This window comes from Rhizobium rosettiformans (assembly GCF_016806065.1).
GTDB lineage: Bacteria > Pseudomonadota > Alphaproteobacteria > Rhizobiales > Rhizobiaceae > Allorhizobium.
Genome location: NZ_CP032406.1, coordinates 147,700 through 161,942, shown reverse-complemented (window position 1 = coordinate 161,942; position 14,243 = coordinate 147,700). Strand labels below are relative to the sequence as shown.

Here is a 14,243-nt window from a genome sequence, read left to right as displayed (position 1 = left end):
GATGGAGACCTCTAAAAATCTCCCCCTTTTCGGCAAATCGTGATTCAGTCAGACATGGGTGATTTGCGGGGAGCGGATGATGCGGGGACAGCCTGGTTTCTTTGATCTGGAAGAACATTTGGCCCTCAGAAGGCTTCAACTCGGTCCATTTGTGGGGGTGATTGCCTTTCAAACATTCGTTCTGTTTCCCTGCTGCTCCACCATTTCATCCAGCACGCGTTGCTTCACCTGAGCAAGATCAATCTCGAGAAGTGCCGTTGCATGGCGAAGTTTCACCAACTCCACCATCATGTCGACATCGGTCAAGGGGGGGCGATCTCTGCACTTTCTGCTCAGGAGCGATTTGATCGGTATAACTTTCTTCATGCTTCCTATCCTTTAGTTGCTGAGTGGGAGCCGGTTTAGGTGTCGCGGAATTGGTTCGGCAGCATAGGGCACGGCCCCTTGGGGCGAGGTCAGCTCCCGATGGTGATTGAGAAAACGCATCAGTCTGGAGCCCCCTTCCTTGAAGGGGCTGCCTAGACGGCCTTTCGATACGATCGCACATGCGCCAGCGATGTCCGGTGAGCTGCGTCAGCCTCGGTCTTGAACTGACCCAGCAGCGTGAACAGTTGCTCCGCCTCCCTTGCGAGACTATGGGCAGCAGCTGTAGTTTCCTCCACCATGGCAGCATTCTTTTGCGTGCCCTGATCCATCGTGTTGACCGCTAGGTTGATCTCCTTGAGGCCCGTCGCCTGTTCTTTGGATGCCTCGACGATAACACCCACGTTGCCGTCAACCTGAACCACCTGGTGGACGATTTCCTGGAGTGCCTTTCCGGTGTCGCTGACCAGGGTGACACCGCTTTTGACGTGCTGGTTCGAGGTGCTGATCAACTCTTTGATCTCCTTGGCCGCCTTTGCTGATCGCTGAGCAAGCTCGCGGACTTCCTGAGCCACCACGGCAAAGCCCTTGCCGGCGTCTCCGGCGCGGGCAGCCTCGACGCCAGCGTTCAGTGCGAGGAGGTTTGTCTGGAAGGCAATCTCATCGATTACGCTGATTATGTTGGCGATCTCCGCCGCTGAGCGCTCTATCTTGCCCATGGCGTCAACCGCTTCCCCCACCACGCGACCCGAGCTCTCGGCATGGTCCTTGGTTTTGCGGACAAGTTGCCCGGCTTCTTCAGCTCGATGGCTCGAATCAGCGACCGTGGTGGTGATTTCTTCGAGCGCCGCTGCTGTTTCCTCGACCGAAGCAGCTTGCTGTTCGGTGCGTCGTGAGAGTTCGTTGGATCCTTTCGCAGGTTAGGCAGATCCACAGCTTCCCATCCGGGGCTCCAGGTCTTGATACTTGGCGCAAGCATGTGGTTTCATCGGGCGCAAAGTTTACAGGTTATGTGCCAACTGCCAACGACCCTTCACGATAGGTCATCAGGGTAATTCACCCCATCAGTTTACGGTGCGCGAACACGTTGCTTATCGGTAGGCCGGTCCAGGCAAGACCTATGTGGCTTAACAACTATCCACGACGCACAGAGAAGAACCCGGAGCGCCCGATTTAGGCTGCCGCTGACACTCGGTCTCGGCCTGCGTGCTTTGCTTCGTACAAGGCCGCATCCGCACGTCTCAGGGTGTCATCGAGATCGTGATCAAGAGTGGCCACCCCCGCGCTGACGGTAATCGAAATGGGGCGACCCGCTCCCCCGAAAAAGCATTGCTTACGAGTTTGTTCAGCCACACTTTCCGCGATCTCGATAGCTTCGGCTCTGGTTGTTCCTCTGCAGAGCGCGATGAATTCTTCCCCTCCGTATCGGGCTGCAAGATCTGCCGGACGAACTGCCTGACGTAAAAGTGTTGAGAAGAGTGTCAGGACTCGGTCGCCGGTCTGATGACCAAAACGATCGTTGATGGATTTAAAGTGGTCAAGATCGAAGATAATCACGGAATGGCTACCCACGCCTTGTTCCTCGACCAGGAAACTGGCTCGTTCAAAAAACGCACGCCTGTTCATAAGACCTGTCAAGAAATCTGTTTCCGCGAGTTTCTTCAACTCCTCTTGTTGTTTGACAACTTCGCTAACGTCTCTCACCACAGCAATCAGGAGAGGCTCGCCGTCCGCTTCTGTCTTGAGGATTGTGATACCAAGGTTGACCTCCGACCCGTCGGCGCGGCGACCTAAAATGCCGTTTCCCCGTTGCCCCATTCGTCTGGTCTCAACCAGCCCAGCTCGGAATCCCGCCACGAGTGCGTCATGATTTCGTCGCACTCGATCAGGCAGGAGAACATCAAGCCGTTTCCCGATCAGGTCGCCAGGCCGCCATCCGAAGATTTCCTCCGCTGCGGGATTGGCAAAACGGATAATGCCGTCCTTGGACATGCCGATGACACCGTCGGCGATTTCCATCGCGACCTTACGGAATACGTCCCCCGCCATGATTTCGGAATACGGTTTTGAGCTCGTGTCAGTCATGGGTCCGCCCTGGTGGCTCGTGACATCAATTCTCGGATTGGCAGGGCAGACACTGCGCCTGTGCTTGTGGAACGAGATTTGCCGGAAGCCCGATCACGCTGTGCCAATCTTCGAATGTTCGCCAGCAGCGGCTAGTCTGGATGCTTGACGAGTACATCGGAAGGCGATCTCATCTTGGTATGGCGGAGCACCGTCGCAGGAAATCGTTACTGGACCGCTAATTTGTCAATCGGCACGCAAAGTTGACCCATTATCTGCGCTCAAATTGACGTCGATGACTACAGTGTAGGGACCGTAGCGCTCATGATCAGTAGATCAAACTCGCCTTGGATGTCTGCCCAATATGCGAGATCCCGGAGACGCCACGGCATCACATTGCCTCAACTATAGACAGCTCCGACGAGGCGTCGGCAGGCATCGACCAGGTTCTCTTCCTGAAGCAGCGCGCCACCGATCAAGTACATGACATCGTTCCCGTAGGCCTGCCGCATTTCGGGTACACGGCTGAACGTCATCCCCCCACCAGGAGCGGCAACGATCGCCTTCGGCCCTCCGATGTCGTCTGCACAGGCTTTGGCGATCGACAGGCACTCGTCCCGGGTGAAACCGAATCGGCCGCCGAAATTGGGATAGATGACCGCGTCGGCTCCCATCAGCCGATGCAAGGTGCCGAAGAAGCTGCGATGAGAAAAACCGCAATCGGGCGAGACAACGTTGGCGCCGGAAAACGCAGGGTGGGAGATGATCGGCAGCGAGAAATTCGGATCCGCAGCCAGGTGTCGGATGATGTCGTAGCCGGCCATGGCTGGAGCAATCATTACTGCGCCCGCGCCGGCGGCTTGTGCAAGCATTGCACGCTCGACGATCAATGTTGCCGGACCGGTGACATTCGGCACGAAGCTTGTGCGGCCGCCCGTTTTCGAGTTCGCCTCACCGACTGCCTCGACGCAGGCCCGGAGCCGCTCCTCGAACGGCGATGTCTTCTGGTCGACAAGCCCGTGATCGTCCTTGACGAAGTGCATTCCGCCGAGCGCGAAGTCATGGGCCAGGCGAGCCAATTCGGAAGTCGACAGCCCTACGGGCTTGATGGCCGACATGAGGAGCGGGGTTTGGCCTATGCCTGCCCTCGCGCGCAGTCCGGCAATGCCGTGGCGAGGTCCCTTGCACAAGGCGAGAATGCCCGGCGACAGCGAAATGTCTTCGACCTTCAGACCCGGCTTGATCGAACTGTTGCCAAAGACGATGTTGAGGAATTGCAGGAAATCACCGCCAACGTCATCTTCCGAATAGGAGATATCGGCGAGATATCCCGGCCTGCCGGATGGGTCTTTCTCCAAGGTCCACAGCCTGCCGAGGATCTCATCCTCGACATAGCCCTTCGGAACGCAGCTGCGGGGAATTTCCACCGTCTGTTCCAGCGCGATGTCGAGGGCGCGTTGTTTAGCCTCCTCTTCATCACCTGCACGGACGAAATAAGTGACGCTGAAGCGTGGAGCCATCACAGCGCCTCCGCCTTCTGGGCCGAATGGACGTGATCCAGGCGAACTTCCGCAAGCTCATCCTCGCCGATATCAACTGACCTGCCGGTGAGCTCACCGACAGCGGCCACGAGCGCACCGGCGTCGAGCCCGTATTTCTTCATCAGATAGGGCTTTGAGGCGCCGTGAGCGAAGGTATCTTTCAGGCCGAGACGCTTCAGCCGGATGCCGAGCCCTTCTTCGGCAAGGATTTCCGCCACCAGAGAGCCGAGGCCGCCGATGATCGTGTGGTTTTCCAGGGTAATGACGCCCTTCTTGCCGCGCGCGGCTTCAATCAAGCCGTCACGGTCAAAGGGTTTCAGAGTGGAGGCGTGCAGATGATGAACGCCGATACCGCGCGCCGTGAGTGGACCGGTGGCACGCAGGGCTTCCTCGGTACAAACGCCGGAGGAGACGACCAGAATGTCATCACCGTGAGACAGCGTTCGCAGTTTATTGAACTCAAACGGCGTCGAGAACAGCCGCGGCACCTCGCCGCGAAGGATGCGAACATAAACGGGCCCGTCGATGCTGTCTGCGACTTCGAGCACGGTCTCCACTTCCGTAGCATCCCCCGTTTCGAGGATCGTCATATTGGGGACGGCGCGCAGGATCGCTATGTCTTCGATCGCCTGATGGGTGATGCCACCGGGCGTGGTGATGCCGGGCAGGAAGCCGATTAGGCGGACCTTGCGGTTGGAATAGGCGATGGAGTTGATCAGCTGGTCGTAAGGCCGGCGATACAGGAAGACTGAAAACGTATGGATAAAGGGGCGGTATCCCTGCATGGCGAGACCACCGGCAAAGGAGAGCATGTTCTGCTCGGCCATGCCTAGCGACAGGAACTGCTCGGGATGACGGTCTCGGAAGCCATCGACCTCGCAGGAGGAAGTGAGGTCGGCAGACAGGCAGAGCACTTCAGGCCGCGCCGTGGCGAAAGCTTCGAAAGCCCTGGCATAGGGTCGGTTGACGATTTCGACCATGATCAGGCTCCTTCCATCGCGTTAAGATCGATGCCGAGTTCGGCGGCAAGTGCGACCCGCATTTCCTGCCGTTCCTCCGCGCTCTTGAAGCGGACATAGTGCAGCCGCGGAAAGCGTTTCTTCAGAAAATCCATGCCCTGGTAGGGCGAGGTGTTGGCAAGTATGACGAGCGGCTTACCCGGCTCGGGACTGCTTGCTGCATTCCGGAGGGCATCAAGGTCATGGCCGTTGACCGAGCGGCATGTCACGCCGAAGGATGTGACACGGGCTGCGAGATCGCCGAGATCGAGCACCGATGACATGGCGCCGTCGCATTGCTGCTGGTTCACGTCGACGACGACGCGGATGTTGTCGATCTGATGGTAACTCATCGCCGCCAGGCATTCCCAGGTCTGTCCCTCCTGGAATTCGCCGTCGGACATGTAGACCCAGACTTGGCCAGGTTCCTTTTTCCGCAGCCGCGCCCAGGCGACGCCCGATGCCATGGAGAGCCCCTGGGCGAGGGACCCGGTGGTCACTTCCATGCCGGGGCTGTGCTCGGCGCCGATCATCTCGACCGAACCGCCGTCCTTGTTGAAGTGCTCGAGCGCATGTTCGTCCATGCGGCCCGTCTCGATCAGCGCCGAATAGATCACGAGTGCATAATGAGCGGGTGAGATGAAGAAACGGTCGTATTCCGGGCCGATTGGACCATGATAGCCGGCGCCTGTGAAGGAGTCCGGATTATTGGCCGAGGGAACGCCGCGGAACGGCAATGGTACCTTGGGCAGCGTCGGTTCCCCGAGCTTCAGCAATTCATTGTAGAGCAGGGCCAGGCTTTCGGCAGCCGAGCAGGCCTGGCTGAGATAGCCACCATTGTGCATCATCGTGTGAAAGAAGACGCGGCGCCGGATGCCGAGTGCGATCTCTTCGGTGGATTTTTCGTTGGGCAGGCTCATGGTCTCAGCTCCGTTCCGGGAAAAGGGCCTTCAGACCCCCGGGTGACGCCGCAGCGATACCGCGCTCGGTAATGAGGCCGGTGATCAGGCGCGCAGGCGTGACGTCGAAGGCAGGGTTGGCGGCAGGGCTGCCCTCCGGCGAGATCCGCACGGTTGCAATCGAGCCATCAGTTGCGCGCCCCTGGACGAAGCTCACCTCATCGGCTGCACGTTCCTCGATGGGGATCTCCTTCAAGCCGTCATGCACGGTCCAGTCGATGGTGGGCGAGGGCAGTGCGACATAAAACGGCACGCCGTTGTCGCGGGCCGCCAGTGCCTTGAGATAGGTGCCGATCTTGTTGCAGACGTCGCCGTTTGCGGTGGTCCGATCGGTTCCCACGATCACCATGTCGATATCGCCGTGCTGCATCAGGTGCCCGCCAGCATTGTCGACGATCAGGGTGTGGGGTACGCCATGGCCGTTCATTTCCCAGGCAGTGAGATAGGCCCCCTGGTTGCGCGGCCGCGTTTCATCGACATAGACATGGACTGGGATGCCGGCTTCGACGGCCATGTAGATGGGCGCCGTTGCCGTGCCGTAATCGACCGTCGCCAGCCAGCCGGCATTGCAGTGCGTGAGGATGCGCACAGGCTCGCCGGCTTTCTTCTTCGACGCAATCTGCCGGATGAGCTCAAGGCCGTTGGCGCCGATGGCGCGGTTCAGTCCCACATCCTCCTCGGCAATCTCGGTGGCGCGCTTGTAGGCCGCATCCGCGCGATCGCTCTCCGGAAAACCGGCGAGATGCGTACGCATGGCGTTCAGTGCCCAGCGCAGGTTGATCGCGGTCGGGCGGGTCTCGTTCAACTCCTCCCAGACGGCATCGAGATGCGCATCCGATGGATCTTTCGACATCGCGATCGCGACGCCATAGGCAGCAGTCACGCCTATCAGTGGCGCGCCGCGCACCCACATGTCGCGGATTGCGACTGCAACGTCACCGACGGTCTTCAAGGTTACGATCCGGAATTCGTGCGGCAGCCAGCGCTGGTCGATGATGTCGACCGAGCGGCCGTCTTCGTTCACCCAGATGGTATGATAGTGGCGTTCTCCGACTTTCACGCGATAATCTCCATTTCAAGTCGCTCCACGGTCGCCCTGATGTCCCGAAGACTATGGATGCGCTGCCGATTGACGGCGAGGTGACGCCCGAGCTTCAGCGCCTTGCTTTCGCAGGATGCACGGCGTTCGGGGTCGGCGATGGTTTCGAAATCGGCATTGTGGGCAAGGCCGAGGATACGGCGGTGGATCTCAATGCCGGCGAAACCGAGCATTTCGGACCAGATTTCATCTATGACGATGTTCAATGCCTGCTCGGCGGCAAGCGGATCCTGTCGATATTCGAACAGGCTCGCCTGGTAGAGGATGCCCCGGCGCTCGGTGCGCCAGAGATGGGCGAACTCGCTGCGGAATGTGTCCCACAGCGTCTCGATTGTCTCGAGCAGGTAGAGGCGCATCTCGTCGCGAGCACCAGGAGCGGTCTCATGGCCCGCCTGCGAGAAATAGCTCATCCAGAAATTGGCGATCAACATGCCGACGTCGAAGCTGATCGGGCCATAGAAGGCGAATTCCGGATCGATGACGCGCGTCTCGTTTTCCGTCACCATGACGGAGCCCGTATGCAGGTCGCCATGGCAGAGCGTTTCGGCCTTGGCCGAGAAGATGTGCTTCAAGCGCTGCGCCTCTACCTTGAGGTCACGATCGGATCGCAGTTCAGCCACGAGCGGATCAAGCTGTGGTGTGGTATGGCGGTTGAGCGTCGCTTCGAAATAGGGATCGGAGAAGACGAGGTTTTCCGTAATGTCGCAGAGCTCGACATTGTCGCAGAACAGCGCGACATCCGCCTTCTTCTCACGCGTCACCATGGACAGGTCGGAGCCGCGAAACAGCGTGCGGGCAACAAACAGGCCGAGATCGCGCCCCACTCTCGGCAGTGGTCTTCCATCGATCAGGGCCCGCCTGAGGATGACGTGCGGCGTCAGAAACTCCATGACGATGATCGCCTGGGTCTCGTCGAAGAAAAAGACTTCCGGCACCATGCCCGGATCGCGCCGCGCCTGACGCGTCAGTGCATGATACTCGAAGAACGAACGCTTGAGCGGCAGCGGCCAGCTCTCACCGACGAGGCGCACATAGGGTAGCGCCTGCTTGACGATGACGGCGCCCTTTTCGCCCGTCACGATGAAGACCAGATTGAGATTGCCGTCGCCGACTTCCCTGATGGTCCACCGAGATGAATCCTCACCTATCCGGTCCGTGACGGCAGTGTTTCCGCCTAGTCGAACCGGCAATGTATCCGCACTGAGAGCCTCGAAGGCCTGGCTGTCCATGGCAATCTCCTCCTGTGCACGGGGCGGCCTCCACCGCATGCTCCATGCTGTCTTTGCGCAAAGCTAAGGCGAGAGTCTGTCAATTGTCAACGGCCTTGACATTTGATGAATGGCTATCCTAACGTGATGCCAATGGGAGGAATGCATGGGTGAAATCGCAGTGTTTCGCGTTGAGGGCGTGCGCAAATCGTTTGGCCAGGTAACGGTGCTCCAGGGGGTGGATCTCGAGCTCAAGGCTGGCGCGGTAACGGTCTTGATGGGTGCCAACGGCGCCGGCAAATCCACGCTTGTGCGCATTCTCTCCGGCGTCTACACGCGGGACGCAGGCACCATCACGCTTTCGGGAGCTGCTTTCGAGCCATCCACGCCAGCCGAGGCGATCCGGGCAGGGGTGGTTACCGTGCACCAGAACATCAATGACGGCGTTGTTGCCGACCTTGATGTTGCGACCAACCTTACTCTTGACCGGCTGAATGGACGCGGCGCCAGATTGTTCTTCAATCCGCGCCGGGTACGCCGCGAGGCTGCGGCCGTCGCACAACGCATGGGTCTTTCGATCGATCTTTCCGCGAGCATCAATGACCTTACCCTCGCAGACCGTCAAATGGTGGCGATTGCAAGGGCAATGGCCCATGAGCCGCGGGTTCTGATCCTCGACGAACCCACCTCGTCGCTATCGAGCGCCGAGGCCGACCGCCTGTTCGAGCTTGTCGATCGGCTGAAAGAGCGTGGCGTCGCCATTCTCTACATTTCCCATCGCATGTCAGATATTCGTCGCCTTGCTGACAGCATTCTGGCGCTGCGCGACGGCCGCATTACTGGTCGTTTTGAAGGTCCGGACCTGGACTATGAGGGCGCAGTGAACGCGATGCTCGGACGAAAGGTCGCCGCTGGCGACGTTGCCGTGCGTGCAGCGGGCCGTCCGGTCTTTAGCGTTCGCGGACTGAAGCTTTCGTCGCAGACGCGTCCATTCGATTTTGACCTCGGTGATGGAGAGATCGTCGCGGTCACGGGGCTCGTCGGCGTCGGCAAGAGCGCGCTCGCCGAGACACTCTTCGGCGCCCGCGCACCGGCCGCCGGCGAGATGACACTCGACGGCACGCATTATGCGCCAAAGACAACAAGACAGGCCATTGCGCGCGGCGTTTTCCTTGTTGCCAAGGACCGGGCGATCAGCGGCATCGTGCCGGATTTCAATATCTATGAGAATATCAGCCTGCCGTTCCTGCGACGCCTTTCCTCCCTGGGTGTTGCAAGCCGTCGGGCGGAGAGAGCAAAGGCGCGACAGCAGATCGCCGATCTGGGCGTTGTTTGCCGAAGTGAACGCGACGAGATGCAGACGCTGTCAGGCGGCAATCAGCAGAAGGTCATGGTCGGCCGCTGGCTATCCGAGCCGTCGCGCCTGCTGATCCTCGATGAGCCCTTCCAGGGTGTCGACATTGCCGCGCGCCGGGACATTGGAGACAAGCTTCGCGCTTCCGCCGCGGGCCGATCTACCATTCTTTTCCTGACGGAACTCGACGAAGCCTTCGAGGTCGCCGATCGCATCCTGGTGATGTCGGAACAGACCATCGTTGGCGAGCACCGCAACACAGACATCGATGTCGAGCGGCTGCTATCCGAGATCGCCGGAAAATCCTATCAACAGGTGAGCGCAAGATGATGAATGAAGAGAGCAAATCCGCCACCACCGGCGTCGTTCCACCGGCCGGTCTGAACATACGTGAAGCGGCGATCAAATACGGCTTTCTCGTTCTTCTCGCAGGAATGGTCCTCTATTTCTCTCTGGTTACCGGGGGCTTTGCCTCGCCTCAGAGTGCGGTCTTCATCCTGCAATCGGTGTCAATCACGGGGATCCTGGCGCTTGGCGTGACGGCCACGCTTGTGGTCGGCGGCTTCGATCTTTCGATCGGCTCTGTCGCCACGACAGCCATGATGGCCTCGTCTTATGTGATGGTGGTGCTGGGTGGCGATGCCCTGACCGCGACACTTGTCTGCCTTGCTGTCGGCATGGCTGTTGGCCTCATCAACGGCCTGATCATCGTCTACATGCGGGTACCGGATCTCTTGGCGACGCTCGGCATGATGTTCCTGCTTCTGGGGCTTCAGCGCATTCCGACCGAGGGCCGCTCGATCGCAGCTGGCATGACACTTCCTGACGGTTCAACAGCGACCGGCGCTTTCAGTCCGGCATTCCTGGCGCTCGGCCGCCATCGGTTCGATATGATCCTGCCAAACCTCGTTCCGGTCTCGGTGGTCGTCCTGATCGTGCTGGCGATCGTCATCTGGTTCTTCCTCGAATACACCCGTTTCGGCCGCATGATGTATGCAGTTGGCTCCAACGAGCGTGCGGCCAGTCTGGCCGGTGCGCCGGTGAATGCCTACAAGATCACAGCCTATATCATCTCCGGCGTTTTCGCTTCGATTGGCGGCATCCTGCTTGCCGCTCGTCTCGGTCGCGGAGACATAGCCTCGGGCAACAACCTGCTTCTGGATGCTGTGGCCGCCGCCCTCATCGGCTTTGCGGTACTGGGGGCCGCAAAGCCGAATGCATTCGGCACCGCCATCGGGGCGCTGTTCGTCGGCATCCTTCTGCAGGGTCTGACGATGATGAACGCGCCCTATTACACGCAGGATTTCGTCAAGGGCGCAGTGCTTGTCATAGCCCTGATTTTCACCTTTGCGCTCTCGAAAAGAGGCAAACGCTGAGACGGGAGGTCTCGGCGAAAAGTCAATGTTCAAAGTGGAGGAGACCGAAATGCATTTTACACGAAGAACCCTCGGCAGGATGACGCTCGGACTGATGGCTGCAACGACATTCGTGGCACCATCCTTTGCAGCCGATATGCCCAAGCCGTTCGACAACCCCAGTGACGTCAAGATCGCGCTCGTGCGCTACCTGTCGACAGGCGACTTCTTCCAGTCATACCTCGCCGGGGTGGAGGCGCAGGCCAAGGCGCTCGGTGTCCAGCTTCAGGTCCTTGACAGCCGGCAGGACGCGGCCCTCCAGGCCGACATGGTGGATCAGGCGATCGCGCTTGGCGTGCAGGGCATCATCATCCAGCACGGGCTCACGGAGTCGATGAAGGAAGCTGCTCAGCGTGCAGTCGACGCTGGCATCAAGGTCGTTGCCTTCGACGTGAATGTCGAAAACGACATGATCCCGCAGGTCGAACAGTCCGACCGGGATCTGGCCCGCCTGGCGCTTGAGGAGGCTGTGAAGGACAATGGTGAGAGCTTCAAGGCCGGCTATGTTTACGTCGCCGGCATTGCGCCACTCGACCGCCGCGATGAGACATGGAAAGAATTCAAGGCCAAGTATCCGGGTATCAACGAGGCGGCCCAGTTCGGCACGATGGACAACCCGATTGCCAATTCGGTCGCCAACCAGGCCCGTTCGGTCATCTCGGCCAATCCCGACATTACCGTGATGTTCGCGCCTTACGATGAATTCGCCAAGGGTGTGAAGATCGCCGTCGACGAAGCGGGTATGTCCTCCAGCGTCAAGATCTATTCCGCCGATATCTCGACCTCCGACATCGCCGCGATGCGCGAGCCGGGCTCCGCCTGGGTTGCGACCGCCGCGACAAACCCGGCGGTCGTCGGCCAGGTTTCCGTGCGGACACTTGCCATGCTGCTGGCCGGAGAAGATCCGGGCAAGCAGGTCATCGTGCCGCCAACGCTCATCACGCAGAAGGACCTGAGCGAGCAGGACATCAAGAATATGGAAGAACTGGGTGCGAAGCTGCCGCAATTCGCGCATGCAGATGTCGCTATGCCGGAATGGATGCCCAAGCCTTGAATTCCTGTCCATCGCAATGAAGAAGGGGCGGTCCGGCGGACCGCCCCTTTTGTTTTAGGTGGCGAAGCAAATCGGGCAAATGCCCGATCCGTTCGGAAGGTCAGCGCATCGCCGCTGCGATGTTGCCGCCGTCGACAGTGGTGACATCGGCGGTCGTGCGTTCGGCGAGTGCGTGGTGTACGAATGCCCGTGCCACATCCTCGGCCGTGACTTCCAGGCCGAGCAGGTTGCCTCCCATGTATTCCTTTACGGAAAGGCCACGGGCGGCAGCACGGTTGGCGATCATCTCGTCGTTGAGCAGACCAGAGCGGATGCGATCCGCATTCACGGCGTTCACCCGGATGTTGTCCGCTCCATGCTCCAGTGCATACTGGCGCGACAGGAAGAGGGTGGCGGCCTTCGGCAGGCCGTATGCACCGAATTTGGCTCCCGGATTGACCGCCTGCTTGGAGGCATTGAACAGAAGCACACCCCCGGTCTGTTGCGCCTTCATGATGCGCACCGCATTCTGTGCCACCGTCTGATGAGCGAAGAAGTTCAGTTCGAAGCTCCGGCGGAGCAGCGCATCATCCATGGTGGCGATCGGGCTTTCCCATGCCGCACCGGCATTCGATACCACGATGTCGACGCCCCCGAAGGTGGCGACCGTCGTGTCGAAGGCGGCACGCACGGAGATAGGATCGGTGATGTCGCAGGCGATGCCAATCGCGCTGTTCCCGGCGGACCTGGCCGTCGCCGCCGCCTTGTCACCGTCGAGATCGAGGGCCACGACATGCGCGCCCTCGGCTGCAAATGCCTTGACGATTGCTGCACCGATGGCTCCGGCTCCACCGGTGACTACGGCGACTTGGCCCGTAAAGGGTTTTGGCTTGGTGCCGGCGAGCTTTGCCTGTTCCAGCGACCAGTATTCCAGGTCGAAAAGATCGGGCCTGCTCACTGGCTCGAACCGCCCCACCGATTCTGCGTCGCGTGCTGCTTCGATCCACATCTCGCCGACATCCGCCGCGATTGTTGCATCCTTGAAGGTTCGGCCATGGCCGAACATGCCAAGGCCCGGTACCAGCGTCAGGCGTGGCATGGGATCGAGCATGATGCGCACGACGTCGTCGCGGGCGTCGTTGCTGCGGAAATACTCTGTATATTCAGCAGCGAAGGCGGCAACCCTCTCGTCGATTACAGCGCGATAACCAGGGATGTCGTCCCTGGAAGGCGCTGGCAGTACCATCGGGCCGGTCTTTATGCGGATCGAGAGGTCTGGGGTGGATACACCTCTGGCGGCCATGTCGGCGACCTCGGCCGCATTGACGAATTCCAGGATCTGCGGCGAGGTGCGGAACACGTTGACCATGCGGTCGTAGCGGCCTTCGCCTTTGGATACGGCGACGGCACCGCGCAAGAGCGGGGCGACATCGCCCACACTTGCGAGTTCGGTCGGGATACTGACCGGCGTGAACGGATTGCGACCGTTGTTCCTGACATGATCCTCGGCAACCGTGACATAGTGGATCATCCGGTCATAGGCTTCTTGGGCCGTGTCGCCGAAGGTGAAAATCCCGTGTTTGTCGAGGATCAGTCCCTCGACTGTGGGATCCTGGTCGAACACCTCCGCCGCCGCCTTCGCAAGCGCAAAACCCGGCATGATGTAGGGCACGAAACCCATCTTGCTGCCGAAAAGATCGCGGCTCATTTCCCGGCTCTCTGCCTGGTCGGCGATGGCAAGGATCGCCGTCGAATGGGTGTGGTCGATGAACTTGTGGGGCAGGAAGGCGTGTAGAAGTGCTTCCACGGATGGATTGGGGGCACCCGGGTCAATCAGGTTCGCGCGCAGAAGCGTCACCATGTTCCCGTCGGAGAGTGTCGCCAGCTTGCGGCTCTTCAGGAGCGAAGCGAGCTTCACGGCCGGCAAGCCCGCCGGTTCGATACTGCCCATGTCCCAGCCACTGCCTTTGACGCAGAGGACGGCATGGGTGTCGCCAACGAGATCGGTTACCTCGGTCTTGACGGACGTGTTTCCGCCGCCGTGCAGGACAAGCCGCGGCTCCCCCCCTAGAAGACGTGTCGTGTAGGTGCGTAGCGCCAGGTCGCGATTGACGCCCTTCGTGGCATAGCTTGCAACGAACCGTTCGGCCTCGTCATCGCGCCAGAGATTCTCCATGATATTCAACCTCCCCGATATACCGGTCCGACC

General features: G+C 59.9%; 11 protein-coding genes and 1 pseudogene. 3 read left to right on the top strand and 9 right to left on the bottom strand.

The window, feature by feature from the left end; translation table 11 throughout:
- Positions 1-168: 168 nt before the first annotated feature.
- From D4A92_RS22310 to mtnK, 8 genes and pseudogenes are all read right to left on the bottom strand, one after another.
- A complete protein-coding gene (locus D4A92_RS22310; protein ID WP_203020736.1) occupies positions 169-366 on the bottom strand; it encodes a hypothetical protein in 198 nt (65 codons plus the stop codon).
- Between the two features lie 152 nt (positions 367-518).
- A pseudogene (locus D4A92_RS22305) lies at positions 519-1,271 on the bottom strand (methyl-accepting chemotaxis protein); the annotation flags it as partial.
- A gap of 265 nt (positions 1,272-1,536) precedes the next feature.
- Positions 1,537-2,448: a GGDEF domain-containing protein gene (locus D4A92_RS22300; RefSeq protein ID WP_203020734.1), complete on the bottom strand. Its 912-nt coding sequence runs from the start codon at positions 2,446-2,448 to the stop codon at positions 1,537-1,539.
- Between the two features lie 380 nt (positions 2,449-2,828).
- Positions 2,829-3,947, bottom strand: coding sequence for a RuBisCO large subunit C-terminal-like domain-containing protein (locus tag D4A92_RS22295; protein ID WP_203020732.1), 1,119 nt, complete (start codon positions 3,945-3,947; stop codon positions 2,829-2,831).
- Positions 3,947-4,948, bottom strand: a complete 1,002-nt coding sequence (locus D4A92_RS22290) for a transketolase family protein (RefSeq protein ID WP_203020730.1) — start codon at positions 4,946-4,948, stop codon at positions 3,947-3,949. The genes D4A92_RS22295 and D4A92_RS22290 overlap by 1 nt, the downstream gene beginning before the upstream one ends.
- 2 nt (positions 4,949-4,950) lie before the next feature.
- Entirely contained in the window at positions 4,951-5,886 is a 936-nt protein-coding gene (locus D4A92_RS22285) for a transketolase (RefSeq protein ID WP_203020728.1), read from the bottom strand.
- Between the two features lie 4 nt (positions 5,887-5,890).
- Entirely contained in the window at positions 5,891-6,985 is a 1,095-nt protein-coding gene (gene mtnA, locus D4A92_RS22280; protein WP_203020726.1) for an S-methyl-5-thioribose-1-phosphate isomerase, read from the bottom strand.
- Complete coding sequence (gene mtnK / locus D4A92_RS22275) at positions 6,982-8,253, bottom strand: S-methyl-5-thioribose kinase (protein WP_203020724.1); 1,272 nt, start codon at positions 8,251-8,253, stop codon at positions 6,982-6,984. Before mtnK ends, mtnA begins: the two co-directional genes overlap by 4 nt.
- Before the next feature lie 145 nt (positions 8,254-8,398).
- Here mtnK and D4A92_RS22270 point away from each other — a divergent pair, with 145 nt between their 5' ends.
- The 3 genes from D4A92_RS22270 to D4A92_RS22260 are packed head-to-tail and all read left to right on the top strand — an operon-like array spanning position 8,399 to position 12,055.
- Entirely contained in the window at positions 8,399-9,916 is a 1,518-nt protein-coding gene (locus tag D4A92_RS22270; protein WP_203020722.1) for a sugar ABC transporter ATP-binding protein, read from the top strand.
- On the top strand, positions 9,913-10,962 hold the full coding sequence (locus D4A92_RS22265; RefSeq protein WP_203020721.1) for an ABC transporter permease: 1,050 nt from the start codon (positions 9,913-9,915) through the stop codon (positions 10,960-10,962). Before D4A92_RS22270 ends, D4A92_RS22265 begins: the two co-directional genes overlap by 4 nt.
- Before the next feature lie 49 nt (positions 10,963-11,011).
- Complete coding sequence (locus tag D4A92_RS22260) at positions 11,012-12,055, top strand: substrate-binding domain-containing protein (RefSeq protein WP_203020719.1); 1,044 nt, start codon at positions 11,012-11,014, stop codon at positions 12,053-12,055.
- Positions 12,056-12,155: 100 nt separating this feature from the next.
- Here D4A92_RS22260 and D4A92_RS22255 read toward each other — a convergent pair whose 3' ends face one another.
- Positions 12,156-14,210 carry a bifunctional aldolase/short-chain dehydrogenase gene (locus D4A92_RS22255; protein WP_203020717.1) on the bottom strand — a complete coding sequence of 685 codons (2,055 nt, stop codon included), beginning with the start codon at positions 14,208-14,210 and terminating at the stop codon, positions 12,156-12,158.
- Between the last annotated feature and the right edge of the window lie 33 nt (positions 14,211-14,243).